The organism is Desulfobacca acetoxidans DSM 11109 (genome assembly GCF_000195295.1).
In the GTDB taxonomy this organism is placed as follows: domain Bacteria; phylum Desulfobacterota; class Desulfobaccia; order Desulfobaccales; family Desulfobaccaceae; genus Desulfobacca; species Desulfobacca acetoxidans.
Genome location: NC_015388.1, coordinates 2,192,669 through 2,219,281, shown reverse-complemented (window position 1 = coordinate 2,219,281; position 26,613 = coordinate 2,192,669). Strand labels below are relative to the sequence as shown.

The window sequence follows — 26,613 nt, the reverse complement described above, 5'->3', positions numbered from 1 at the left end:
ATATGTTAGCAAAAAAAGACATCAATAGCAATTTTTACCCAAACCCCTTGGCACCCCGTCGGAAAAAATTCACGTCTTCAGAAGGGTTAACCATTTCGATGTTTGTTTTCCTCTGCAAAACAGCCCACGCAGGTCTCTGTGAATGCCCCCTATCTTTAACCGCCATCAAATAGCTTCCTGCAAGATGCGGTGGGGGAGGCGCTCCGGCGGGATTTGTTTGAGGTTCCGTTTGGTGGGGTAGAACCCGGCCTTTTTCATCAACTCGAAAAGTTCTTCGAAGATCGTAGGATTCTTGGGGCAGTTCCGCCAGCTTCGCCAAGCCGCCGTCCACCACGTCCCTGAAGCTCTTCGGTTTGGCCCCCAATAGGCAACTCTTCAGCCGCTCGCTGGCCGCAAAATCTCCGACGGGCATGGAGAGCAGTTCATCATCCCGCAATTCCATCCGCCCGTCTTTCTGCCAGAATGTCTCGTAGATAACTCTTATGACGGTAACCGCCGGTTCCGCCATGGAAACGGCGATGGCGTCCGGGTGTTCACCCGCCAGATAGAGTTGCACGATGAGTTGACGATTGAAGCTGGGGGATAATAGCTGGGGCTTCTGCTGGTGATGTTTTTTATAAAACGCCGCGCTTTCCCTTTTCCTGCCATTGTGCTTAGACATTACGTTTACCACCTTTTGCTGCAAATGAAAGGCCGCGACTGGTGCGCCACAACCCCCTAATTATTTTGCTCTTTTCCGTTTCCTAGATGCTTTGGCTTCCATCTTTTGGGCCGCCAGGCGCTCCGCTTCCGCCAGGGTGAAACGGGGGATGCCGAGCTTTTTGGCCATGCCTTCCACCTTGAGGCCGGAGATCATGCTGTCCGCCAGGAATTGCACCATTTGGGCGTGGACGGCGAACAGGGCCTTGACGTGGTTGGGGATTGCGTTTTCTCCCCGCTCCTAAGTCAGGCTCCATCTGATGTTTGGTGTCATCGCCCTGTTTGCCGATCAAGTGCTCAAGCTGATAAGCTGATCTCATAAGTGATAACAGATTGCACCCTGAAGGCTCAGATGGTGGAAAAATCGGCGGCCTTGCAGTTCTCCCAATTCACTGAGACTTTCGCCACTCTGGGCGGCCTGGAGAACTTGAAGGAGTGGACGCTGAACCGGTTTAAGAACCGGTGACCAGGGTTGCCTTTCAGGGGAATCCTGCTCCTGGGAGTCCCAAGGACAGGCAAAAGTTATTTCACCAAGGCATTGGGAAACGAAGTCGGCTGGCCGGTTCTGTCCCTCGACATGGGTCGGGTCTTCGGCTCCCTGGTGGGCGAGAGTGAAGCCAAGATGCCGAAAGTCCTGAAGGCGGTGGATGCCATGGCGCCCTGTTTGCTGTTCATTGACGAGATCGAGAAAGGGCTGGCCGGGGTTGGCGGCGGCGCCCAGCAACCCTATCGAGTCCTGGGGCCATATCTGCAGATTATCGATCAACGGTTAGAGGCTGATAAAGAAAGCCCAAAAACAGCGCCATACGGCGAAACGGATTTTTGACCGGTTGCGGTTGGAATCTGTAATCCCGCCAGCGGGCATGAGAAGGGCGGGGTGGAAGGGCCTGGTGGGGTATGTCAAACGCAACTATCTGGTGCCCCTGCCCACGGGCGGAAATGTGGGCGGATTGAGGCCAGCGGCCAAAAGGAAAGGCGTAACTCATTGGAATTACGCCTAATATAATAACTTGGTGCCGAAGGCGGGATTTGAACCCGCACGGGTCTCCCCACCACCCCCTCAAGATGGCGTGTCTACCAAGTTCCACCACTTCGGCATAGAATTTTATTTTCCAGGCGGAGCCGGCTGAGTTGGGGCTGGCGCTGTTGGCGCGGCCGGTTGCACCCCTGCCCCCTTCATCACCGAAGCTCCACCCTGATGACCGATAAAGGTCAACGCCAGCGATGTCACCATGAACAAAATAGCGGCTGCCGCCGTCAACTTGGCTAGAAAAGGCGTTGCCCCGGAGCTGCCGAAAAAAGTCTGGCTGGCGCCGCCAAAGGCCGCCCCGATACCGGCGCCCTTGCCGGTCTGCAGCAGGACAATGAAAATCAGGGCCAGGCAGACGATAATATGCACGATAACAATGATATTTGTCATAACTTTACTAGTATACTTCATCGAATGGAAAAAAGCAACCCACGTCTGCAGATTCATAATCCGGCCGCTCATTTCCAAACCAGGAGCAGAGAATATCCTGCTTCCTTGCGGAAAGATTAATTTCCCAAGGCGGCGATCTTGAGAAATGAGTCGGCTTTGAGCGAGGCTCCTCCCACCAGGGCGCCGTCGATATCCGGCGCTTGGGCCAACACCTTGATATTATCAGGGGTGACGCTGCCGCCGTAGAGGAGGCGTAACCCATAGGCGATGTCCGGCCTCACTTGTTTCGCCAGCAGTTGCCGGATAAAGCTATGGACCTCCTGGGCCTGTTCGGGGGTGGCGGTGCGTCCGGTCCCAATGGCCCAAACCGGTTCGTAGGCAATCACCAACCGGTTTATCTCTTCCGGGAGCAGATCAGCCAACCCTCCCGTCAATTGGGAAGTTATGACTGCCAGAGTCTCTTCAGCCTCTCGTTGGGCCAGGGTCTCGCCGATGCACATCATAGGCTGAAGACCGACGGTTAAAACAGCCTTAATTTTACGGTTCACGGTAGCATCGGTTTCGCCAAAATATTGTCGTCGTTCCGAATGCCCGATGATAACATAACGGCAGCCCACGTCCTGCAGCATCCTGGGCGAGATAGCCCCGGTGTAGGCCCCCTGTAGTTCCCAGAAGACGTCTTGGGCTGCCAACTGAACTGGAGAACCCGCCAGTTCTTGAGCAACAACGGACAGGGCGGTAAAAGGCGGTGCCAGCACCACTTCGGCAACTGCCGTTTCTTTCAGGTCGGTGCGCACCGTTCGCGCCAGAGCCGCGGATTCGGCCAGGGTCAGGTGCATCTTCCAGTTACCCGCTATGAGCGGTCTTCGCATCTCAGTCATCGGTTTCCTCAAGCGCTTTGATGCTTTTTATGCCATTCCTCTAAGGCCAGAATACCTGGCAGTTTCTTGCCTTCTAACAGTTCCAGGAAGGCCCCGCCGCCGGTAGAAATATAGGAGAATTTGTTGACTTCTCCGGCCTTGTGAATAGCTACATCGGTGTCACCCCCGCCGACGATGGTCAGGGCGAAGGAGTTGGCGACGTTATGCACCATGGCCAGCGTTCCCCGGCTGAAGGCCTCGATCTCAAAAGCGCCCATGGGGCCGTTCCACACCACGGTGCGGGCATCTTGCAGGGCTTCATTGAACAGGGTGATAGAGGCAGGTCCGATGTCGGCGATGATCCAATCAGCCGGAACTTCCTGAATTGTCGTCACCCGGTTTTCGGCCCGGTTATCGAGGCTATCCGCTACGATGACGTCTACCGGTAGATAAAACTTCACCCCTTTTTGCAGGGCGGTGCTCATCAGTTCTTTTGCCTCATCCAGCAGACTGTCATCCACCAATGATTTTCCCACCTGGTAACCCATGGCCTTGATAAAGGTATTAGCCATGGCGCCGCCGATGATCAGCTTGTCGACATGCTTCAGGAGGTTTATCAGAGCCGTTAATTTACTGGAAATCTTGGCGCCCCCGATGATGGCCACGAGGGGGCGGGCCGGATCCTCCATGGACTTATGGAAATACAGGATTTCATCCCGCAATAGAAAACCGGCGGCGCAGATCGGCGCAAACAGGGTTACGGCATGAACCGAGGCATGTGCCCGATGACCGACGGCAAAGGCGTCATTGATGTAAACGTCCACTCCCTCCATGAGTTGTCGGGCAAAATCCTGATCGTTTTTCTCCTCTTCAGGGTAAAATCGCAGGTTTTCCAGTAGCAGGACATCCCCCGGTTGCATCTTTTGCTTTATTTTTTGAACCTCCGGGCCGATGCAATCCGGGACAAACTCCACAGTTTTGTGAATCAGCCGGGACAACCGCCGGGAGACCGGCTCCAGGCTCTTATTCGGATCAGGACCCTTAGGACGGCCTAAATGAGAGGCAAGAATGACTCTGGCATGCTCATCCAAACAATGATTAATAGTCGGCAAAACCGCCCTGATGCGAGTATCATCAGTAATGTTGCGGTTACGGTCGAGGGGAACATTAAAATCCACGCGAATGAACACCGTTTTTTCCCGAATATCAACGTCTTGTAGATACTTCATCCGGCTCTCCTTTTCGCAAGTGTCAAGAGTTCAGCTCCTCGGCTCCCCGTGCGGTGCAACCTCTGTCCCAGTTGCCAGCAGACTACTGTGGGATGAATGGTCAAGTTAATCTTTGTCCCATATATGCCGCCAGGTCTATCATGCGGTGCGAGAAGCCCATCTCGTTATCATACCAGGCCATGATCTTAACCAGGTTGCCTTGCATGACTGCAGTAAGTTCGGCATCGAGGCTGGCGGAATAGGGACAGCCGTTATAATCGCAGGAGACCAGCGGCAGGGTCACATATTGCAGAATGCCCTTGAGTTCCGCGGCGGCTGCCTCTTGGAAGGCCTGATTAACCCCCTCTTTGGTTGTTGTCCTGGCTACCATGACATTCAAATCAACGATGGAGACGTTGGCCGTTGGCACCCTTACCGACAGACCGTCCAATTTGCCTTTCAATTCGGGAAGTACTTCGGCCACGGCCTTGGCCGCCCCAGTGCTGGTAGGAACCATGGACAGGGCGGCCGCCCGAGCCCGCCGCGCATCTTGGTGGGAACCATCCAGCAATCGCTGGTCCATCGTATAAGAATGCACCGTTGTCATCAACCCGTATTCTACCCCAAAATGTTGATGCAGTACCTTGACCAAAGGCGCCAGGCAGTTGGTGGTACATGAAGCATTGGAGACTATCACATGTTTTACAGGATCATAGTGTTTTTCATTGACGCCCAGGACAAAAGTAGCGTCTAACTTTTTACCGGGCGCTCCGACAATGACCTTATGGGCGCCTGCCGCCAGGTGGCCCTCATTAGAAGAACGATCCCGAAAGACTCCGGTGGATTCGAGGACAATATCCACCGCCAGATCTTTCCAAGGTAACTTCCGGGGATCATCCAGACGGGTGATACGGACCTCGCGGTCATCGATAATCAGGCTATCAGGTCTAGCCCTTACTTCGCTTGGGAAAACGCCATGAATGGAATCATATTTGAACAACAGCGCCGCCGATTCGGTATCGCCCCGGCTGTTGATAGCAACCAGCTCAACATCCTGACGCTCTGAAAAGATGACCCGGGCCAAACAACGACCGATGCGACCGAAACCGTTAATGGCGACACGGATTGGCATAACAATTTTCTCCTTTCCCGCCCGGACGTCAACATCGCAAGACGGTTTATAACTTTCGAGATAAAATGATTTTCTCTAACGGCCAGGTATTGGGATAAGATTTCAAGTTTTCGGTTTTACTTTTCGTCCCGGCTCTCTCCCCCAGGGCGACCGGCGGAAAGGCTGTAGGGTCCAATTCCACCGCCCTCTAACATACCAGTACTTCGACCGACCGCTAAAAGATAATAACGTGTTAATATTAAAGTACCATTCCATAATCGTCAATCTTTTTCCCAACTATCCTGAAGTTCAAAGTCAATTCCCGGCTCATCGGGCTCACACTCCTCCTCTAAAGGAGTGTAATGGAACATATAGGATTGACCTGCCCACTAAGGTTTCCCAATCGGATTTTCTTGACTTTTGGGCCCTCCAAGATACATAGTAATTGTCATTCTTTCAAAAGCGCCCGTAGACTATGCAAAACAGTTGCCGATAGCACAGACTCTCGAGCCTGTGCAGTTATAATTTGCTCAATAAGCTAAAATCCTTCCGAAGGATAGACAGATGTTACTCGAACACCGGGTCAAAGAGGCCTTTTCACAGTCTATGCAGTTGATGGCGAGTTTTATGGAGGAACAGACGGAGCAGGTGGTGGCCGCAGCCCGGATGTTGGCCACGGTGTTGCGTGAGGGGAACAAGTTACTCCTCTTCGGCAACGGCGGCAGTGCTGCCGACGCCCAGCATTTAGCGGCGGAATTTGTCAACCGTTTTCAGATTGAGCGACCGCCCTTAGCCGCCATCGCCCTGACCACTGATTCCTCGATTCTCACCGCTGTCGGCAATGACTACGATTTTCGGGAAGTCTTTGTCAAGCAGGTTCAGGCCTTAGGGCAGAAGGGCGACGTTGCCTGGGGCATTAGCACCAGCGGTGACTCCCCCAATGTGGTGCAGGCCTTGACCGTGGCCCGGGCCCAGGGTCTAAAAACGCTGGCGGTAACCGGCCGGGAAGGGGGCAAGATGGCGCCCTTGGCGGACATTGCCCTGATCGTCCGTTCACGTCAGACACCCCGCATCCAGGAAGTGCAGCTTGCCATAGGCCATATTCTGTGCGACCTGGTGGACTTCCTCCTATTTCCGGAACGCTTTCAGTAGCCATGAATGAGTACGAAAAGATTGTCCCACTGTCTCTGGATCAGGTCCAGACGTATAGTCTGAAAGACCGCCATAGTAAAGTCACGCATACCGATTTTGCCCAACCCTGGCGGCCCGGCGGATCTTTCCAGGATTACCTCAACACCCTGCCTAAGATCTTGGCCGGCCTCGATATTAGAAAGATTGCTGCGGCTTGGGTGCAGGCTCGCCGGCAGGATCATCTCGTTCTTCTCGGATTTGGGGCCCATGTCTTAAAGGTAGGATTAAGCCCCCTGATTATCGATCTGATGCATCGAAGCCTCATTTCGGCAGTCGCCCTCAATGGCGCCGGCATCATTCACGACGCCGAGATCGCCATGGTAGGACGCACCTCGGAGGAGGTTGAGGCTGTCATAGGAGCAGGTCAGTTCGGCATGGCGGAAGAAACGGCCGTTTTTCTCAACCGCGCCATCAGTTGGGGGGTGGATCAAGGTCTGGGACTGGGAGAGGCTGTCGGCCGGCGACTATTAGAGGCCGATTTTCCCCACAACCATCTCAGCGTTTTGGCGCAGGCGGCAGCATCAGGCATACCGGCCACCATACATGTGGCAGTAGGTACGGATATTATCCATATGCATCCGAGCGTCGACCCGGCAGCTTTGGGGCAAGCCACACACCAGGATTTTCGGGTTTTTGCCGCTCTGGTGAGCCGGTTGGCAGGAGGTGTGTATCTTAATCTCGGTTCGGCGGTCATATTGCCGGAGGTTTTTCTCAAGGCACTTTCTTTGGCCCGCAATCTTGGGTCGCCGGTAACGCCATTGACCACCGTCAACCTGGACTTTATCCAACACTACCGACCCTTGACCAACGTCGTGCGGCGTCCCACTCAAGGGTCAGGACAGGGATTCGCCCTGACCGGCCATCATGAGATCCTGTTTCCTCTCCTGGCGGCCATGGTGGTGGAGGAGTGCTCGGAAGCAACCGCCAGGAAAAATTTACCAAGAGATAATACCTCACCTATCTGAGAGAATAGATCAAGGAATGGTGGACGGTGCCGCTCCTACAGCACTACGGCACCGACAGCCCCATCCGATAGGGGAAAATCTTGTATTCCCCCTAAGCAGTTGAAGTGTTTCATCAATTCGATAAAGAAAAGACAATGAAATGATTTCCAGAACACCCCCGGTCTATATTGCAGTTATCGGCGGCAGCAAAGCAACAGGTGGTATCCTCCCTGTAGCCTGGCAGATAGGTCAGGAAATCGCCCGGAGAGGCGCAGTCCTGCTCTGCGGTGGCTTGGGCGGGGTCATGTCGACCGCGGCTCGGGGTGCCCAGGAGGCGGGAGGCGTTAGTATCGGTATCCTACCCGGACCAGACCGACAAGATGCCAATCCCTACCTGACCTATAGCCTTCCGACCAACCTGGGACACGCCCGCAATGTCTTGATCGCCCACAGCGCAGACGGATTGATTGCAGTAGACGGGGAATACGGCACAATTTCGGAGGCGGCTATTGCACTCAAGCTGGGAAAACCCGTAGTGGGGTTGTCAGTCACCTGGCGGTTGGAAGGGGTGGCAATGGTAACGACATCTCAGGAGGCAGTTGATTTAATATTGCAGAGGATTAAAAAGTGTGGGGTCTGACGCTATCCGGGTCCGGATGGGTGGTTCCTACGGATCCGGAGAAAAAGCTGGGGAAGGCTGCCGCCCTCCCCTTTTCTGTTAGATATATGTCCTCTATCGTTACACTTCCAGCCAGGAATCGGAAAACAGGGTCTGCCCCATGATACAGCGGACAGTTTTGATATAGTTTTTGCCATCCTGGTCCAGTTTGTCCATGTCCACAGCCTCGCCGTCCATGGCCTTGTAGATGGCATCCACCGTAGGGTTGGGCTCACCCGAGGTCATGGCTTTTAATTTATCATCAAAAGCATCTACGATGGCGGAGTACATGCCATACCGTTGCAGCATAACGGCAAAGGTGATATTAATCACCGGCCGCAGGTTATCGGGCACGCCATTGCTGGAGTTTGAGAGACCGCAGGTGGATTTTGACCCTGGCGCCATGTCCTGAAGCATCTTCATGAACTCTAAAGATGACACCAGCTGCTGTTGCTGGATATTCAGGGGGGCGATGATGGGATCAAACCAGATATCCTCATTCTCAATGCCATACTCCGCCGCTTTCGCGAGGATTTCGGCAGTGAGCATACCCCGTTCGTGCTCATCTCGAGGCATACCTTCCGGTCCCCAAAGCAGACCGATCATGTAAGCATCGTACTTCCTCACCAAGGGCATCATGCCATCCATGCGCTCGGGACGGGCCATGATGGAGTTGATAAGGGCCTTGCCTTTGTGGACTTTGAGGCCGGCTTCCATGGCGGCAATGTTGGAGGTGTCGAGGGCCAGGGGGATGTTGGGTACAACTTCCTGCACCGTTTTTACCACCCATTCCATGAGTTCTTCGCCGCCTTTTCTGGCCGGACCGATATTAAGGTCAATATAATCGACGCCTTTTTCGGCTTCGGCCATGGCAAGCTCCTGCAGGGGCTTTTTATCCCGATTTTTCATGGCCTCGCCGTATCTTTTGGTCACCACGTTGAGGTTCTCACCTATGCGGATCAACCTTTGGCTCATATCGCCTCCCCTTTCTTTGGAGAACTGGATTGAGGAGGCCGGAAACGGCCTCCTTTGAATTGTTGTCTTCTTCAGAGCCGATTGCTTTCCTACTGAGCCTTGAAGAAGGCCGGGATATGGGCTGCTTCCCGTGGACCGATGAGAATCTTCCAATCAGGTAGCTCTTCCTCCAGGTCGCCACTGATGGCTGCCGCATAACCGGGTATAATGAGGGAGCGGGTCTTTGCTTTATCGACGATGCCGCACTTCTTGACAAACATGCCGACGTCGTCGCCGGAGAATTTCCCTGCAGCCCAGGCGGTCATAACCGACAGACCTTCGGTGTCTTTAATGAGGAGCCAGGTGGGAACTTTGCTTCCCTCAATCTCACCCGTAACGATAAAGTAGGTAAGGGCGAAATTGGTAGTAATGGCAATAATCGAATTCTCATCCGGGTTATTGAGGGGATAGATGCCCGGAGTGACAATCATTGGCCGCTGCGGGTCGGTGTAAATGTTCAGACGCTGCAGCAACAACGGGAAGATATAAGTCGGATCCAGGTCTTTTAAAACTACAATGCCGCCATACTTGGCAATGCAGATGGAAGCATAGAGGGCTTCCTTCATCGGATCATCGGTCATTTCACAGGGTAAGTTGATGGTCGGAAAGCCGAAGGGCTTGAATTGCGCCAGGAGCGGGGCCCGACGGATGGCGATGTTGTCTTGCAACACCTGTTTGATGGTCCGAGCCCCGGAATCCAAAATAATATCTTGCAAACCCATGCCGGTGAGCTTGGTAGTCAATTCGGCCAGGGCATCGTAACCGTCTGCTTTCGCCACTACAGGGAGACCCATCTCTTTGGCCAGACCACCGACGGCGTCGGCATTGGCCGCAGTAGCAGCATACAGGACAGGTTTGCGCTCTTTGGCAGCCTCGGCGCCAGCCTTCAAAACCTCAACCTTGTCGCTCATCAATACGATGGCGGCGTCGCTCTTATCCACGATTGCTTTGGCTACGGCGGCAAATTTGGCCGCGTCGCCATTTACATCCTTAACCACAAACATCTGCGGCCGCAGATTAAAACCCACCCGCTCAAACTGCATTTTCATAAAAGCGCTGAGCTTGGCGTCGATGTCGGCGTCGCTCAGGTCGCTATTGAGGGTACCTGCCAGGATGGTAGGATTAAAAAAGGTCTTCTCATGCCGGAAAAACACGGTCTCGCCGCCAGTTGTGATCTGGGCGTCCTTCATGTCGATCTTTACCGGACGAATCGGCGGGGCCGAGGCGGCGGAAAGTTTTTCTTTGGCCTCCTCGGATACATAAGGACATGCGGCCAATTCTGCTTTTCCGGAGGCCAGGGCCATGGCAAAGGCCAGGCATGTGGGAAAACCGCATTCCTTACAGTTAGTTTTAGGGAGCATCTTAAAAATTGCAATTCCAGTTAACGCCATTGCTCTCTCTCCTTATTTATGGCCTGCGCCCTGAAGGCGCTGATACATTCAGCGATCTCAATTTAAAGATAAAACGAATACGGTTCAGCTCTGCTGAATGCCCTCGGTTAACAGATAAGAGCCTGCCAAAATCTTTGGCAGACTCAAGTGAGGCGGCTGCGCTCGGGTTATGGCGCTAACCCGAGCGAGCCGGAGCATTTAGTCATAACTACAGGATTGATTCCATCGTTAAAGCCGGATGGCCTTTTTCTTCCAGGAACGGATAGATCGCATCTTCCGTAACGCCCACGGTTTCGTCGGCGATCATATCAATCAGGTTGGGATATCCTAATTCCTCACCCCGTTTGATTAATCTTTCCCGGAGCTCTTCTTTCAGGCTCTTGGGCATCCATACCATGCGCAGGAGGCCGCCGTCACCTACCAGGTACTTCCGCTGGCAGATGTTATACTTGCTGTGACCGACAAAACCCGGGGTCTGCAGACCGCCGCCGGCGGTGCCCGCCAGGGTGGTGAACTTCATACCGCAGGGGGTCTCGCCGGTATAGTCGCGATGCACCGTCATGACACCGTTGCACATCGGCAGAACCGAAGCGATACACTCGCAGCAGCCGCAGGTGGTCATCGGGTCAACCAACAGGCTGTAAAAACTTACCGTGTTGATCGCCTGCCGGGAGGCCTTCTGCACAAAGGCATCGACCCCATCAAACTTGCCATACCTTTCATCGGTCATATTACCTTTGGCCACCGGCTGGTTCGGACCGGTGGGATTGATTTCATAGGAAGCCTTGCAGTCCATCCAGTTGTATGCACCGCACAGACCGGTCCGCTCCGGGCTGACCACGCAGACGTGGGTAGGTGCAAACGACTGACACAGAGTGCAAGAGTAGAAGATATCAGTGGTCTCGTCGGTCATACCCTCGATCCGGGCATCCCGCTCGGCATACACCTTCCGTGCCTGTTCCGCAATCTCGTCTACCTTTTCCTTTTCGGTGTAAAGCTTCACCTGCACCTTGTCAAAGATAGTACCGAAATCCTGATGGTACTTAGCATGCAGAAGTTTGCCGATATGTTCGAGGCGGAAACCTTTTTCTACGGCAGCCTTGCCGAAGCGGTACCAGGCGATATCCCGCTGACCCATATGCATGATACCCTGGACGTAGTTTACCAGATGGTGCATCTGCCGTTCCAGAATGGGTTCGAAGTCGGGCTGGAAATTACGGCCGGCCACTTCCACTACCACCGCCAGAGGCAGGCCACCGCCCTCTTTCACGGAGTCGAGGTCGGGACCGAAGAGTTCCACCTTGCCGTCCTCTACTTCGTCCATGCGTTTGCTGGTAACCCATTCCACCGCCAGAGTCTTGCCGCCGCCGCATTGCGACCGAAGCTCATCTTTACGGACCCGCTCACCCTCGAAGGCCGGACCGAAGGCGGTCGGAATCGGCACCTCGGTGATTACCACCTTCAAGCCGCGCACTTCGATGGACTTGGCCCCGATATCCTTCATAGGCACGTTGCTGACCACGTGTTCGTAAGTACAGATACCGGTAGGCAGCACTTGGGGGATATCCTGGTTGGTGATAGTGGGGAAGCCGTAGTTGATACAACCGGCGGCATTGGCATACCACTCGTCGGGGATGGTGGACAAGGCGTTGACGAAGGCAAAGATCCGGTCTTTGTTGTATATCAGGTTTTTCAGAGCGGCGCCGGGTTTGCAACCGCCAAAGGACATGGCCGCCCGGTTAGCAAAGCCCAGGGCAAAGACCGCCCCTGAGATATCCGGGCTGAACGGCACCAAACGGGTCGGCCAACCGATCTGCATACCGCCTTCTACAAGCTGCTCGGCAAAAGAAGTCTTACCCTCGATGTCCCGAGCGGCCATAAAGACGTAAAGGTTCTTGGTCTGATACTCATGAGCCAGGGCACAGGCTTCATCTACCGAGGGTGCCGAACCGACAACGGCGGCAAACCCGGGAGCAGAGCCGTCTACAAATTCTACGCCGCGTTTCCGCAGAATGATGTCGTCGGCCGGACCGACCCAGATATTCGCCGAACTTTTGTCAATAACATCTTCACCGTAGACATAGAAATCGGGCTGTTCCAAAATACGGATGGCCTCAAAGATTTCCTCGGCAAAGAGGGTGGCCAGGCCGGCGTCCAAGCCGGGTCCCAGATAAGGCAGGTAAAATTTCTCAGACGGAACGGGTGGCAATAGGCTTTTACAGCGTTCCATAATGCCCTGAGCGTCCTTCAAGGTTTTTACCGGGATACCCATCAATGAATAAATAATGGGCAGGAAGTAAGCGGTATTCGGGAAGCCGATTTCCTGGTCGGGACCATATTTTTTTAGGGCTTCATCCAACTTGGCGGCACATTTGTCGACAATTTTGTGGGCGCCCCGAATGGCTGCCGAAATGATTATCTTAGACATAAAAATTCCTCCTTATTCATAAGGAAATTAAGATACCGCACCATGCTTGCCCGCCTTCGAGAAGCAGGGAAGCATGCAAAGCTTATTACTCGCCGCCGGTAGCCGTTTCCATCTCACGGCGCATTGCCATATCGAAGAGAACGCGTTCCCGGGCCTTGTCGATACCCAGGGCCGCCCGCTTCTTGTCGATATGAGCAATCATCTTCTGAGCCGCTACCACTGGATCGAGCTCGAAATCCCACATGCCGCCCAGTTCACTTTCCAGACCGTGGAAGAGGTAATCGGTGAGGATTTCGGAACCGGTGGTGGGCCAAGCTGCCGAAAAGATAGTGTAAACGCCGGAGGACACAAAGTAGTGACCGATGGAGATGGCCTTTTCACTCATCCACTCGGGGGCTGCCCCAGCCGCCGGCAGGTCGCTGATGTCGTTGCCCAAACCGCCAGCCCTGACGCAGGCCGCGGCGGCCAGCAGGATACGGGCGTTGTCCACACAGGAACCCATATGCAATACCGGCGGGATACCGACCGTCTCGCACACTTCCGCCAACCCGGCGCCACAGTATTTGATTGCTGCTTCCGGGGTCAACAGACCCTCCTTGGCGCAGGCGATGGCATTGCAGCCGGTGGTCAACACGACGACATCGTTCTTGATTAACTCTTTCACCATGGAGAGATGGGCATTGTCATGCAAGGTGCGCACGTTGTTGCAGCCCACAACGCCGCCGATACCCCGAACCCGGCCGCCGATGATGTTGTCATTCAGGGTGTAGTAGGAACCCCGGATGGAGCCGCCCAACAGATAGCGGATGGTCTCCATGCTGAAACCTACCACGCACGGGTACTTCTGTTCCGGAATAATAACCGGCGCTCTGCGGTTGGGGAAGTTATCGATCGCTTCTTTCAAGACCTTGCGGGCAATCTCCGGCCCATGATGGTCGTCGAAGGGGATATACATGGTTTCCCCTTCGATCCGGCCCCGTTCATCGGTGGTGATCAGCTTGGTATGGAAACACTTGACTAGAGAGGCTAATGCCTGGAACTGACACTGCACATCCACCACCATGGCGTCCACGGCGCCGGTGATGATCGCCAGTTCCTGGCCCAGGAAGTTTGCTGCGACCGGAATGCCATGGCGCATCAGAATCTCATTGGCCGAACAACAGATACCGGCCAACTGGATGCCTTTGGCGCCCTTGCTTTTGGCATACTCAAGCATCTCGGGATCCTGGCTGGCAGCATTAATCAATTCCGGCAACAGGGGTTCATGGCCATGGATGATGACGTTAACGTGATCCTCTTTCAACACCCCCAGGTTGCTGTCGCCCAATACCGGCACCGGGGTGCCGAACAACACATCCTGCAGCTCGGTGGCCAGCATGGAACCGCCCCAACCGTCGGAAATGGCGCAGCGGGTGCACTGGTGAATAATATTTTTGTAATCCTGGTCCACCCCCATGTGGGTGCGATGCATAATTTCTACCACTTCCCGGTCGAAACCCCGGGGCATCACATCCAGACCCCGCCAGAGTTCCACCCGTTTCTTGGGGGCCCGCTTGCTTGAGAATACCAATTCGCCGCTTTGCTGACCGAATTCGGCCAGAACTTTTTCGGCCAGATCCTGGGCGATTTCCTCTTTGGAGCGAGATTTCTTGTCATCTCCTTCGCCCACAGAGAGAGGCACGTCATAATCCCGCGCGATTGCCCTTAACTTGCCGGCGTCCTTCAATTCATAACCCGGAGCCCGGCCATGGGCCACTTCTTTGAACAGGTGAGCTACCCCACGGGCGTGATCGGTATGCGCCGCCGACCCGGCTGCCACCATGCGGGCAAAATTACGGGCCACGATGGTTTCGGCAGTAGCGCCGCACACACCCACTGCCTGTTTCTTCTGTTCCTCGCCCGGCTTGGCCTTCTTGGGCGGCGGCACCCGGCACGGCCCCTGGGAACAGATACGACAACAAGCCCCTTCAGAGCCGATGGGACAGGGTTTCATTTTGTCGGCCCGATCCCAAATGGTTTCAATACCCTCTGCCTGCGCCCTTTTCAGCATCTGCTGTTCAGCCGGATCTACGGTACGAGACTCAACTTTTACAACTTCTTCAGCCATGTCACTTCCTCCAAAACCTTATCTGGGTTGCCTTCATGGACCCTTTAGAGGAGAAATCCGCAGTTGCCCGCCCTGGCTTGCCCTTTTACATCCTTGCTGCGAGTTTCTCGGTTTCCTTTTAATGCCAATACAAGAAAAAAGGCCGCTCATAATCGGCCCAAAAACGTGTTAGGACAATTCCTCGATAAGAGATTTTGCCAGTTTAATGGATTCAGGATGTCTCATGATGAGCAGGTCGGAGCCGGCTACTAATAGTGAGGCTGCCGTTATGGCTTCCATCATGATACCCCGCTTGGCCTGGTCGCCTAATTCCGGTGCTTCGTCGTTGGTCTGACGGCATTCCTTGACCTTCCAAACTTCTTGACCGACGTAGTTAATCATCGGCAACATTAATTTGTCATCATCCTGGGTTAAGGCCGCCATCCGAATCCGCTCCATGACGGAATAGCAGTATTCCATGCCATAGCCCAGACCACCAGTGGTCGGATCAATAAGGATTTTGCTTTCAGGAACACCCAGGTTGCCTAAAAGAATGTTTAACTGCTTTGCCAGGTTGACGTCAATCGGGGTGTTGGCCGACACAGAATGATCGTAGGCCAGGGCTTGGGCTCCGATTTTCTTGAAATTTTTATCCTGCACGGGACCAAGGACTAATTTCTTGCCGACACAGGCCTCCGCCACTGCCGCCAGAACCTCAGCATCCTTATCTACGGCACTGGTGCCATACACAATAAGAGGTACATCAACAGCGTCGGCTACTTTCTTGGCCGTGGCCGCGGCTGCGTCCGCCGGAGCATTGTCGCCATTCGGATCGGTGCTCTTCAATATCAAACAGATAGCCTCTGCTCCATACTCTTTGACACACTTCTGCGCCCAGGCCGCCGGATCCTTCACAACGTCTTTGAAGGGCTCCAATACCGGAGCCGGCCATTCTTCGGCCGGATCGATGTCCCATACCTCCATGGCGATACGGGGTTTATTGGGCATCTGCCCCTCAAAAAGATAGAACGGGTAGGCGGTTTCACCACCCAGAGTTAAAGCGTTGCTGGCACCCACCGTCACCGGTTTGATGGCGCCGGAATACTTACCCTTCGGAATCTCAAAAGCCAAGGTCACTCCCTCCTTATCTCAAGGTTTTTTACTAAACCTCATTTTGCCTGGTGTACTTTTGTGAAATTATTTTCAAATCTAACCATATCTCCAAAGAGCCGCTGCTGTCAAGCAAAAAAATCATCTATCATGAGCAATTAACTTGCATTTAGAAGTCCCTGGCCCCCCCGTCAGCCAAGCACCGTTATGAAATATAGTTAGTTATGTCCGGTCGTCTGACCAAAAAATCTCGACAAATCCTAATAGCTCAGTAATACAAGAAAACTGGTATTAGAAAGTAGTCCGGGATTGAGTATGCTGCCTGCTTGGATTCAAGATACCTCGATAGCTTATTGAAGCTAAGCCTAAAATTATTATAATGCCCTTAACCGGCGTAATACGACATTTTAAAATAACTTCTCACCTCATTCTTTTTTTTTGGAACATCTTTATGGTAAGATAGGATCAGCAAGCTGCCCCGACCCCTCACACAAAAATAGTTAATTCCATAAATATGAGGAAGACTTATGGCAACCCCCGGTTTTGTTCACCTCCATGTCCATACCGCCTACAGCCTCCTGGACGGCGCCATTCGCTTAAATGATTTAATTGACACTGCCCTGAGTATGGAAATGCCGGCGGTGGCGATCACCGATCACGGCAACATGTTCGGAGTGGTTGAGTTCTATACCAAGGCCGAGAAAGCCGGTTTAAAACCGATCATCGGCTGCGAACTCTATGTCGCCCCCGGCAGTCGCTTGGAGAAAAGTGGCAAAAAAGGGGATAATTACCATTTGGTCCTTTTGGCCGAAAACCTTACCGGTTATCAGAACCTGCTCAAGTTGGTCAGCAAGGCCAATCTTGAAGGTTTCTACTACAAACCCCGCGTTGACCGAGAACTCCTGGCCGATCACGCCGAGGGCCTCATCGCCCTGAGCGCCTGTCTTCACGGGGTGGTAGCGGCCCATGTTGTCGCCGATGACCTCAAAACCGCTGAAATTGCGGCCAGGGAATACGGAGAAATCTTTCCGGGGCGCTTCTATCTGGAGGTACAGGCCAATGACCTGACCGAACAGCAGAAGGTCAATGCGGCTTTGTTGGAAATGGCGCCTAGATTGGGTCTGCCGGTGGTGGCCACCAACGATTGCCACTACCTGCGTCCGGAAGATGCCCGGGCTCATGACGTCCTCCTATGCATCCAAACCGGCAAGACCATCAACACCACCAAACGTATGCGTTTCAGCACCGATCAGCTTTTTTTTAAGAGTCCGGTCCAAATGGCTGCAGCCTTCCCGGATCGCCCGGACCTTTTGGAGGCCAGCCTGGAAATTGCCAACCGGTGTCAGCTTGAGCTGCCCTTGGGAGAATTTCACTTTCCGGTCTTCCCTCTGGAAAACGGCCAGACAATGGAGGCCCAACTACAACAAGAAGCCCGGCGGGGTCTGGAGCATCGCCTCCACCAGTGGCAATTATCCGGCGCCTGGCCGATGGAGAAAATTCAGCACTACCGGGCCAGGATGGAAGAGGAACTAGCTCTGCTCTGCCAGATGGGATTTGCCGGATATTTTCTGGTAGTGGCCGACTTTATCCGCTATGCCCGCAAGCGGCATATCCCGGTGGGGCCAGGCCGGGGCTCGGCGGCCGGCAGTCTGGTAGCCTGCGCCCTGGAAATCACCGACTTAGACCCTATTGCCTATGGCCTCTTTTTTGAACGCTTCCTCAATCCGGAACGCAAGAGCATGCCCGATATCGACGTGGACTTCTGTTTCGAACGCCGGGGAGAGATCATCGATTACGTCGCCCGCAAGTACGGCAAGGAGCACGTGGGGCAGATCATCACTTTCGGCAGTATGAAGACCCGACAGGTCATTCGCGACGTCGGCCGCGCCCTGGACTTGCCGTACCCGGAAGCGGACAAGATCGCCAAACTGGTGCCGGATGTCTTAAAGATTAATTTAAGGACGGCGCTGGAAAAGGAGCCCCGCCTGCGGGAAGCGCGCGACGCCGATGAGAACATTCGGGAAGTCCTAACCATCGCCGCCGCCCTGGAGGGTTTGCCGCGCCATGCCTCCACTCACGCTGCCGGTGTGGTCATTGCCGACAAGCCCTTATGGTGCTACCTTCCGCTTTATAAAGGCAACAAAGACGAAATTATCACCCAGTTTGAGATGAAAGGGGTAGAAAAAGTCGGCCTCATCAAGTTTGACTTTCTAGGTCTGCGCACCCTGACGGTATTGGAAACCGCGGCCCAGATCGTGCGGCGCCAGAAAGATAAAAATTTTGATTATCGCCAACTTCCCTTAGAGGATGCGGCAACTTTTGAACTATTGCGTTCGGGAAACACTGCCGGCGTCTTCCAGTTGGAAAGCAGCGGTATGCGGGAAAAACTAGTCCAGTTGCGCCCCACCTGTTTCGAAGACCTCATCGCCTTGGTAGCCCTGTATCGTCCCGGTCCCCTGGAAAGTGGGATGGTCGATGACTTCATTAAACGTAAACACGGGGAATTAAACGTCACCTACGAACTGCCGGAGTTGGAACCGATCCTGAAAGAGACGTATGGCATTATCTTATACCAGGAACAGGTGATGCAGATTGCCGGAATCATCTCTGGCTATTCCATGGGAGAGGCCGATATCCTGCGCCGGGCCATGGGCAAGAAAGAACCGGCGGTGATGGCGGCCCAAAAGGAGCGCTTCTGCAGCGGCGCTGTTTCCCGCGGCTTTCCTCTGGCCAAAGCCGAAAAGCTCTTTCATCTCATTGAAAAATTTGCCGGCTACGGCTTCAATAAATCGCACAGCGCTGCCTACGCCTACATTACATATCAGACCGCTTATTTAAAAGCCCACTATCCATTGGAGTTTCTGGCCGCTCTATTTACCAGCGAAATTAACAGTCCCACGACGCTCACCAAACACATCCAGGAAGCCCGAGAGGATGGGATTGTCTTACTGCCACCCAGTCTCAATGCCAGTGAGCGGGATTTTACCGTCGAGGGTAGCCAGATCCGCTTCGGCCTGGCCGGGGTAAAAAACGTCGGCGACAACGCTATCAAAGCTATCCTCGAGGCCAGAAAGAAAGGCCCTTTCATTTCCTTGGGGAATTTTTTAGAACGGGCGAATCAAACCAAAGTCAATAAAAAAGTCTTGGAATCACTCATCCAGGCCGGCGCCCTGGATTTTTTGGGGATCAATCGAGCCCGCCTCTTTGGTGGTGTTGAGGCCGCCCTGGAACGAGCGCAAGTTGCGCTGAAATTGCAGGCGGCTCGCCAGATGGATATGTTTGGCGGCCTCGGTGAAGCTGACCTCGGCGAAGGCGATGATTGGCTGCCTCCAGTCCCGGAGTGGGATGAACAGGAGAAACTGGCCCGCGAAAAAGAGGCGCTGGGTATTTATCTCTCGGGGCATCCCCTTGCAAAGTATCGACAGCAATTGCAGGCACTCACCGATCTGACCATTGATGATCTGGCGGAAAAACCGGAAAATGGACCGGTGCTTCTCGGCGGTCTGATAGTGGCGGTTAAAGAAACCATGACCAAAAAAGGCGAACGCATGGCTTTCGCCACCCTGGAAGATCAAGTGGGCTCGGTAGAGGTGGTGGTCTTTAGCGACCTCTATCAACGGGTGGCCACGCTTCTCCAATCACCTCTGATACCGTTGCTCGTTCGGGGAACAGTATCACAAGAAGAGAAAGGTCCGAAGTTGATCGCCCAGGATATTCGCCCCCTCCAAACCGAGGCCGAAAAAATCCCCCCGGCGCTCCACCTGCGCCTCCATACCACCGGACTGGACCGAGACCTTCTGGATCGCTTGCATGAAATTCTGCAGCGGCATCGCGGTCCCATCCCCGCCTTCCTGCATTTTATCTCACCTCAGGCACCCGAGCAGGTCCTGGCCCTGCCCCAACATCTGCAAATAAGGCCCTCTGCCGCCCTCAGAGACGAGGTTAATCTGCTTTTCAACTACTCGGCGTTAGACTACTGAATCCTTCTTACCAGCCTGCTGCAAGCAGCCTGCCCTGGCTGGCATCAATCTTTTCCGGAGGTCATTTAACGGCCAGGGCTAGGAAGAAGACTGCTCAGGCGAAGCAAACAGTCCGAGTTGGCCGACATCTCCCACCGGCAACCTTCGGCGGGGGCGGGCCAGGCGCGGGAAGCCGACCTGATCCAGGGTCCCGGCTTCAATGTTCTCCAAGACCTCCTGGGCGCGGGCAATCACCGGGGCCGGGACACCCGCCAGTCGGGCTACCTGAATCCCATAGCTCTTGTTGGCGGCACCCGGCCGCAACTGGTGCAGGAAGACAATATCACCGGATGCCTCCGCCACTGCCACCTGAAGGTTGTGAACGCGAGGTTTCAAGCGGCTGAGGGCAGTGAGCTCATGGTAATGAGTAGCAAACAGGGTCAGAACCCCTTCCCCGGCAAGATCGTGCAGATATTCCGCTACCGCCCAGGCCAGCGACAGGCCGTCAAAGGTACTGGTGCCCCGGCCGATCTCGTCCAACACCACCAGACTGCGAGGGGTAGCCTGATGCAGGATATTGGCAGTCTCGTGCATCTCCACCAAAAAGGTGCTCTGCCCCCGGCCGATGTCATCCACCGCCCCCACCCGCGTAAAGATGCGATCCACCACCCCGATGTCGGCCGCCGCCGCCGGGACAAAACTGCCGATCTGAGCCATGAGCGCAATGAGGGCCACCTGCCGCAGAATGGTTGATTTGCCCGCCATATTCGGCCCGGTAACAATCATCAGAGTCGCCCGGTCGTTGAGATCGATATCATTGGGCACAAACCCGCCGGGCGGGAGGACCTGCTCAATGACCGGATGCCGTCCTTGAACAATGCGGATACCACGCCCCTCCTGCAACCGGGGACAGGCATATTGGCGACGCGCCGCGATGTCAGCCAAAGCCGCCAGGACATCCAACGTTGCCAGGGCATCGGCAACTTTTTTCAAGCGCGCCGCCTCCTGGCCGATCTGTCGCCGCAATTCCTGAAAAAGCTGAAGCTCCAGGTCTTTCCTGGCCTCTTCGGCGCCCAGCAGTCGGGACTCATACTCCTTCAATTCCGCCGTAATAAACCGTTCGGCGTTCACCAGGGTCTGCTTCCGGATAAAGTACTCCGGCACCAGGTGCAGATTAGCCTTGGATACCTCCAGATAATAGCCGAACACCTTATTATAGCGCACCTTCAGGGAGCCGATGCCGGTAAGCTCTTTCTCCCGGGCTTCCAACCGGGCAATCCAGTCCTTATCCCGCCTGGTCAGGGAGATAAGCTCGTCCAATTCGGTATTATACCCCTCCTGAAAGATCCCCCCTTCCTTAATGCTTAACGGTGGCTCAGGCCTTAAGGCGGCCTTGATGGCGTCATGAACGTCGGTCAGATCTTCCAATTCTGCGGCTAGATTAGCGGCCAAGGGCGGCAGCTCCGGCGGCAGCAGGCAGCGAAGGGCAGGGAGTTGAGCCAAAGAGTTCTTCAAAGCAATGAGGTCACGGGGGGTAGCCTGTTCCAAAACGATCCGGGCCGTGAGGCGCTCCAGATCGACCAGGCCTTTCAATAAATCCCGCCATTTCTGCCGCAGAAGGGATTGTTCTTTATAAAAGGACACCACCGCCAGACGCTCCTGAATGGCAGTTAGCTGTTTTAAGGGATAACGCAACCATTGGGCCAGCTTACGGCCTCCCATGGGCGTTTGGGTGGAGTCTACGATGTCCAGCAGAGAATTGGGCCGGCTGCGCGTGCGGAAATTCTCAAAGATTTCCAGGTTACGGATGGTGGCTTCATCCAGCCCCAGGTAATCCGATTGTGCATAAGGAATTAAGGAGGTGAGGTGTCGCGGGGTCCCGGTGCGGTTTTCCTCCAGGTAGCACAGAATAGCCCCGGCCGCTTGCAATCCGAGAGAGTAGCCGGCTAGGCCGAAACCGTCTAGAAAAAGGGTTCCCAGATGGCGTTGCAGACGCCGGGTGGCGGCCTCCAGGTGAAAGTCCTCACCGGAGCGGTATTGCAGGCTGGGGGAAGGGTTAAGCCAGGCAAACGATACCGAAAAATCTTCTGTCTGGCAGCTATTCGGCAGCAGCAACTCCACCGGCCGCAGACGATAAAGTTCTTCCCACATGGCCTCCAGGTTCTGTCCCTCAGTCAATCGAAAATCCCCGGTGGACAGTTCCGCCAAGGCTATCCCCCACTTCCTCCCCTGCCAGATGGCGGCTGCCAGAAAATTGGCTTCCTTGGCCGCCAATTTATCCGGATCGACAATCACCCCCCTGGTCAGGATGCGGGTCACCTCCCGCCGCACCAGACCCTTGGCCTGGGCCGGGGTTTCCACCTGGTCGCAGATAACCAACCGGTGCCCCTGCTCCAGCAGGCGGGAGATATAGACTTCGGCGGCGTGCAGTGGGAACCCGGCCATGGGGATGGCCTCTTCTTCAGCCCGACTGCGACTGGTAAGGGCGATATTCAGATCCTGAGCTGCGGTCTGAGCATCCTGAAAAAAGAGTTCATAGAAATCCCCCATCTGGAAGAGCAGCAGGCCTTCGGAATGCCGGGCCTTAATATCCAGATACTGCCGCAGCATGGGAGTAATCTTATCAGGCGCATCCGCACTCATGCCTGTATTGTATCTTATCTTCGGAGAAAAAAGAAAACTGATACGCCGATTAATCAGAAAATAAGTTTTGAGTTCCGAGTTGAACACCTCGAAGCCGGCAGATCGCTGCCAGGTTTCTGTTTGCATATTTCGTTGTGATCACCAGAACATGACAATTTAAATGGGAGTCTCTGGCATAATAAAGGGTAATCGCGGTTCTCCTAAAATGCAAAGCTGACATTAAATCGGACATTGCGGCCCGGCTGTTCGTTCATCCAGGTCACCCGCGAGAGATGGTCATGGTAGCTTTTATTGGTGAGATTGGCCACCATCAGACTCAGGCGGACGGTTTTTTTATAGCAGGTCTCGGTTGACCAGGTAAGGGTGGTGTATCCTCCGCTGGGCCGCTCCGACGGTGCCACCTGACCCTGGCGGGAAACCGTCAGGCCGGCAAATTCAGTCCAGACATCCCAATCTGACCGCACCGCGGCTTGATAACGCAAACCATAATTACTTTTAAAGGGAGGAATATCCGGTAGGTCGGTGGACGCTGTCTGGTCTTTGCCGCGCACATAGCTCAGGTTGGCGAAGAGGGAAAACCCGGCACCCAGAATATACGCCCCTTCGGCCTCGGCCCCGTAGAGCAAGGCTCGCCCGACGTTCTCCCATCTGGCAATCTCCAGACCGCTTACCGGGTCAAAAACGCCGGTGTCGCGTTTAATGATGTAATCGGAGATTTCGTTGCGAAAAAAACTCAATGAACCTTGAAAGCGGGAAAAATTCGCCTTCAACCCGACATCCAGATTGAAACTGGTTTCGGGCTTTAAATCCGGATTGCCGATATCCACTGTATCCTGGTGCGGTCCATAAAAAAACCGTTCCAGGAGGGTGGGCGCTCGAAAAGCCCGCCCGGCATTGGCAACTAAATTAAGGTGGGGGGTGAGTCGATACACCATCCCGAGATTGCCGCTCACCGCACTATCATCTGCGCTGCTACTCCCGACCGGATGCAGGGGCGATTCCCCGGCCGCAGCCCTGATCCAATCAAACCGTATCCCTGGAGTCAATGAAAGACGGTCGGTCAGGGTAAATTCGTCCTGAACATACATGCCAAGTCCGGTGCGGTCAGAATCAGGGATCACTCCGGGGAGCGGGCTGGGCGTCCAACCGCCCGCAGTAAGCAGCCAACGGTCTCGGGTGGAGGAGGCGTCTTCCCGGAAGAATTGCAAGCCCGTGGTAAAACGATGCCGGTCTCCCCAGGTAAGATTGGCCTGCGGCTGCAGATTCCAGGTATTGATGTTGAGCAGGATATCCAGATCTGAGGTTGCAGGGGTGGGATTGAGTATCTGCATGTGGCGCTGATGACGTTGGAACGCCGCGTCCACCCGGATTTCGGGACAGTACTCCGATATATCGTAATGGCGATAACTTCCCTGGGCCATAGCATGAACCTCGTCTTTAAAATAACTCTCTTGCGCGGTTCGGTTGGGAATTCCGATATCACCTTCGGTCCCCCAGGCCGAAAAGGTCAATTCGCTCTGCGGCCAGGCGATGGCGCCGCTGCCGCTCAGGGTAAAACCCCGGTAGAAGCTGTGAGGCAGATTGCCGCTGGGGGTATTGATATCACTGGTATTACGATAAATACTGTTTAAAAATAGATTGACGTTATTGTAGCCACCTTGACAGACAGTATTCTGCTCCAATCCGTCACAGGCATTATCTACCCCTCCGCTCAGGGAGAATTCCGAACGCCGGCCAGGGCGATCTTCAACCTTCGCCTGCCGGGTGATGATATTGATCACCCCACCGATGGCATCCGACCCATAGAGTACTGAACCAGGACCCCTTACCACCTCTATTTTTTCGATCTGGTATGGATCGATGGAGAGACGATGGCTACCGCCGCCCCGTTGCTCCGAGAGTCGGATGCCGTCCACCAAAACAAGCACCCGGTCGTCAAAGAGTCCGCGAATCATCGGCCGCACGCTGCCGGGTCCAGTGGTTGAGGCATCCAGGCCGGCTTCCCTCTTAAAGATTTCGGCTATAGAGATCGGCTGCTCGCGTTCAATCTGCCCACGCCGGATTACATTCACGGGCAGGGAGGTCTCAAAAACCGGGGTTTCGGTGCGGGTAGCAGTAACTACTACTGATTCCATCTGAACCGAATCCGATTTTCCCGGCTCCTTCTCGACTTCTGTCAGCGTTCCCTCTTCTTGAACTTCGGTTGTAACTCCTACAGGTTCCGCCTTGACCACAACCGGCCAGCTCCACAGACCGACAATGACCAAAGCTCCGGATAACCATTGTTTACCCCCAGCAAAGAACATAACTCTCCCCTTTTAGGCATTGGCGTGTTAGGGAATTTCAAACCGGAAAGCTCGGGCTCTTGGGATAACAGCACACCTTTGGGTCTGATAATCCGGTGAAGTTGCCAACCAGAGCGGGAAATTTCTAGCTTTCTGATTAAGGTTAAGCCACGGAAGAAAGAGGAGGGCCCCGAGGGGTTGGGCAGGTAAAGAGCCAGTGTGAGAGGATAAGTCGATAAAACAGACTGACCTTTGTTACTTCGATGTTAAGCGGCGTTAAGACTGCTGCCGCATTAGTGGCCCTGCCGGGAAAATGTTGAAGAAATTCACAGGCCAGACACCTCTTGGGGGACGAGTGGACCTGTTGATCGGGAATTAGAAAGACGGAAACGGCAGGATTGTAGGTATCGGAAGATACACCATTGCAGGTCTTACAGTTCTGCCAGGAGCAGCTGCATCCGGCATCTTGACAAGGAACGCAGCATCTTCCGGCTTTGTGGCAGGTATGGGAGGCATGTACAAGGGCACTGACCACAGGCAGATAGAGAGCCAGTAGCAGGGCGAATACTTGTATCCTGGTATTCCGGAAACGGGTCGGTCTGGCTGCTCGTACAGGCACTGATTAATCATCCCGTTTAGACTTGAATCGTAGCCTATTCAAGCGGGTCATAGGCCGGGAAAGCGAAGCGCCTCCCGCTTTTAGGACTTAGATCGACTGAGACAGGTCGGCAGCCTGGCTAATCGGCGGCGTCGATTCGGTCTTGGGTTTGATGGTCTGAATTTCACTTTTCAAGACCTCCAGGTCATGACGCAACTGCCGATTGGCCTGCCGTTGTTTCAAAAGACCCAGCAAAGTGTAAAGTCCGGTCCCGAAAATCCCCAAGAATAACGCAAAAGTCAGAAGCACCCATAGGGAGTGCGGTGCGCTCTGAAAAGAAATAATATAAAGATTCAATTTGAATTGCGCTGTCTGAGTGAGAACATCATGATTCTGCCGTACCAGCAGAAAGCCGATGAACAGCACGAGGAGGACCAGGACTACTTTTACCAGGCGCATTATTGCTCTCCGTCCGCTAAGGCTTGAAAATGGGGATACAGCTTCTCGTAGGTAGCTTGAAAATGTTCCGGAATGACCCGCACGTCGGCAAAAACCGGGATGAAGTTCGTATCGCCCAGCCAACGGGGCACGATATGAAAATGCAAATGAGCCTCAACCCCGGCTCCGGCTACGGCGCCCAGATTTAAACCCACGTTAAAACCATCAGGATTCATCACGTGACGCAAGATTTTCAATGACTGGCGCACCTTGAGCATTAGATCCAACAGTTCCTCATGACTTAAACCATCCAGCTCGGGAATATGTCGCAGTGGCGACACCAACAGATGACCGTTGGCATAAGGAAACTTGTTCATCATGATCCGACTGAGACGACCACTGAATAAGATTAACCTGGCCCGAAGGTCTTCCCCCTCCCAGGGGCAGAAGATACAGCCGCTGGGTTTATCTTCCCCTAAGATATAGTCCATGCGCCAAGGCGCCCACAAAGGTTTCATCTTCTCAATTCAAGGTAAAGGTTTAAATTTTTAAAGACTCGTAACCCTTCGC

Annotated in this window: 20 protein-coding genes and 1 tRNA gene; 5 read left to right on the top strand and 16 right to left on the bottom strand. The window is 54.3% G+C overall.

The window, feature by feature from the left end:
* Nucleotides 1-34: 34 nt before the first annotated feature.
* Together DESAC_RS09870 and DESAC_RS16810 are read right to left on the bottom strand one after the other, a co-directional pair.
* Nucleotides 35-661, bottom strand: coding sequence for a hypothetical protein (locus DESAC_RS09870; RefSeq protein ID WP_013706921.1), 627 nt, complete (start codon nucleotides 659-661; stop codon nucleotides 35-37).
* A gap of 60 nt (nucleotides 662-721) precedes the next feature.
* Complete coding sequence (locus DESAC_RS16810; RefSeq protein WP_258164914.1) at nucleotides 722-856, bottom strand: hypothetical protein; 135 nt, start codon at nucleotides 854-856, stop codon at nucleotides 722-724.
* Between the two features lie 315 nt (nucleotides 857-1,171).
* On the opposite strand from DESAC_RS16810, the gene DESAC_RS09865 reads away from it, so the two are divergent.
* On the top strand, nucleotides 1,172-1,525 hold the full coding sequence (locus DESAC_RS09865; protein WP_041283920.1) for an AAA family ATPase: 354 nt from the start codon (nucleotides 1,172-1,174) through the stop codon (nucleotides 1,523-1,525).
* 185 nt (nucleotides 1,526-1,710) lie between these two features.
* Here the strand turns inward: DESAC_RS09865 and DESAC_RS09860 are convergent.
* From DESAC_RS09860 to gap, 5 genes are all read right to left on the bottom strand, one after another.
* Nucleotides 1,711-1,796: transfer RNA gene (locus DESAC_RS09860), tRNA-Leu, on the bottom strand.
* A gap of 8 nt (nucleotides 1,797-1,804) precedes the next feature.
* Nucleotides 1,805-2,119 carry a preprotein translocase subunit SecG gene (secG, locus tag DESAC_RS09855; protein WP_041284460.1) on the bottom strand — a complete coding sequence of 105 codons (315 nt, stop codon included), beginning with the start codon at nucleotides 2,117-2,119 and terminating at the stop codon, nucleotides 1,805-1,807.
* Nucleotides 2,120-2,235: 116 nt separating this feature from the next.
* Nucleotides 2,236-2,991 (bottom strand): triose-phosphate isomerase, encoded by a 756-nt coding sequence (gene tpiA, locus DESAC_RS16645; RefSeq protein WP_041284459.1) that lies wholly within the window; start codon nucleotides 2,989-2,991, stop codon nucleotides 2,236-2,238.
* 17 nt (nucleotides 2,992-3,008) lie between these two features.
* The gene (locus DESAC_RS16640; protein ID WP_013706916.1) at nucleotides 3,009-4,208 is read right to left on the bottom strand and encodes a phosphoglycerate kinase; all 1,200 of its coding nucleotides are present in this window, start codon (nucleotides 4,206-4,208) and stop codon (nucleotides 3,009-3,011) included.
* 100 nt (nucleotides 4,209-4,308) lie between these two features.
* Nucleotides 4,309-5,319 carry a type I glyceraldehyde-3-phosphate dehydrogenase gene (gap, locus tag DESAC_RS09840; RefSeq protein WP_013706915.1) on the bottom strand — a complete coding sequence of 337 codons (1,011 nt, stop codon included), beginning with the start codon at nucleotides 5,317-5,319 and terminating at the stop codon, nucleotides 4,309-4,311.
* Between the two features lie 522 nt (nucleotides 5,320-5,841).
* Between gap and DESAC_RS09835 the strand changes: the two genes are divergently transcribed.
* The 3 genes from DESAC_RS09835 (at nucleotide 5,842) to DESAC_RS09825 (ending at nucleotide 8,073) form a co-directional block, all read left to right on the top strand.
* On the top strand, nucleotides 5,842-6,450 hold the full coding sequence (locus tag DESAC_RS09835; RefSeq protein ID WP_373419369.1) for a D-sedoheptulose-7-phosphate isomerase: 609 nt from the start codon (nucleotides 5,842-5,844) through the stop codon (nucleotides 6,448-6,450).
* Between the two features lie 2 nt (nucleotides 6,451-6,452).
* A complete protein-coding gene (locus DESAC_RS09830; RefSeq protein WP_013706913.1) occupies nucleotides 6,453-7,454 on the top strand; it encodes a GSU2086 family protein in 1,002 nt (333 codons plus the stop codon).
* A 139-nt stretch (nucleotides 7,455-7,593) separates the two neighbouring features.
* Nucleotides 7,594-8,073 (top strand): TIGR00725 family protein, encoded by a 480-nt coding sequence (locus tag DESAC_RS09825; RefSeq protein WP_013706912.1) that lies wholly within the window; start codon nucleotides 7,594-7,596, stop codon nucleotides 8,071-8,073.
* Between the two features lie 99 nt (nucleotides 8,074-8,172).
* Here DESAC_RS09825 and DESAC_RS09820 read toward each other — a convergent pair whose 3' ends face one another.
* From DESAC_RS09820 to DESAC_RS09800, 5 genes are all read right to left on the bottom strand, one after another.
* Nucleotides 8,173-9,066: a dihydropteroate synthase gene (locus DESAC_RS09820; RefSeq protein WP_013706911.1), complete on the bottom strand. Its 894-nt coding sequence runs from the start codon at nucleotides 9,064-9,066 to the stop codon at nucleotides 8,173-8,175.
* 89 nt (nucleotides 9,067-9,155) lie between these two features.
* A complete protein-coding gene (gene acsC / locus DESAC_RS09815) occupies nucleotides 9,156-10,496 on the bottom strand; it encodes an acetyl-CoA decarbonylase/synthase complex subunit gamma (RefSeq protein WP_013706910.1) in 1,341 nt (446 codons plus the stop codon).
* A gap of 208 nt (nucleotides 10,497-10,704) precedes the next feature.
* On the bottom strand, nucleotides 10,705-12,924 hold the full coding sequence (acsB, locus tag DESAC_RS09810) for an acetyl-CoA decarbonylase/synthase complex subunit alpha/beta (RefSeq protein ID WP_013706909.1): 2,220 nt from the start codon (nucleotides 12,922-12,924) through the stop codon (nucleotides 10,705-10,707).
* An 85-nt stretch (nucleotides 12,925-13,009) separates the two neighbouring features.
* Nucleotides 13,010-15,031, bottom strand: a complete 2,022-nt coding sequence (gene cooS, locus DESAC_RS09805; protein WP_013706908.1) for an anaerobic carbon-monoxide dehydrogenase catalytic subunit — start codon at nucleotides 15,029-15,031, stop codon at nucleotides 13,010-13,012.
* A 168-nt stretch (nucleotides 15,032-15,199) separates the two neighbouring features.
* On the bottom strand, nucleotides 15,200-16,147 hold the full coding sequence (locus tag DESAC_RS09800; protein WP_237671357.1) for an acetyl-CoA decarbonylase/synthase complex subunit delta: 948 nt from the start codon (nucleotides 16,145-16,147) through the stop codon (nucleotides 15,200-15,202).
* A gap of 500 nt (nucleotides 16,148-16,647) precedes the next feature.
* Between DESAC_RS09800 and dnaE the strand changes: the two genes are divergently transcribed.
* On the top strand, nucleotides 16,648-20,100 hold the full coding sequence (gene dnaE / locus DESAC_RS09795) for a DNA polymerase III subunit alpha (RefSeq protein ID WP_013706906.1): 3,453 nt from the start codon (nucleotides 16,648-16,650) through the stop codon (nucleotides 20,098-20,100).
* 78 nt (nucleotides 20,101-20,178) lie between these two features.
* Here dnaE and mutS read toward each other — a convergent pair whose 3' ends face one another.
* From mutS to DESAC_RS09775, 4 genes are all read right to left on the bottom strand, one after another.
* A complete protein-coding gene (gene mutS / locus DESAC_RS09790) occupies nucleotides 20,179-22,722 on the bottom strand; it encodes a DNA mismatch repair protein MutS (protein ID WP_169311528.1) in 2,544 nt (847 codons plus the stop codon).
* Nucleotides 22,723-22,922: 200 nt separating this feature from the next.
* Entirely contained in the window at nucleotides 22,923-25,028 is a 2,106-nt protein-coding gene (locus DESAC_RS09785; protein ID WP_013706904.1) for a TonB-dependent receptor plug domain-containing protein, read from the bottom strand.
* A gap of 685 nt (nucleotides 25,029-25,713) precedes the next feature.
* Nucleotides 25,714-26,064 carry a lipopolysaccharide assembly protein LapA domain-containing protein gene (locus DESAC_RS09780; protein ID WP_013706902.1) on the bottom strand — a complete coding sequence of 117 codons (351 nt, stop codon included), beginning with the start codon at nucleotides 26,062-26,064 and terminating at the stop codon, nucleotides 25,714-25,716.
* The gene (locus DESAC_RS09775; RefSeq protein ID WP_013706901.1) at nucleotides 26,064-26,561 is read right to left on the bottom strand and encodes an HIT family protein; all 498 of its coding nucleotides are present in this window, start codon (nucleotides 26,559-26,561) and stop codon (nucleotides 26,064-26,066) included. Before DESAC_RS09775 ends, DESAC_RS09780 begins: the two co-directional genes overlap by 1 nt.
* Nucleotides 26,562-26,613 lie beyond the last annotated feature (52 nt).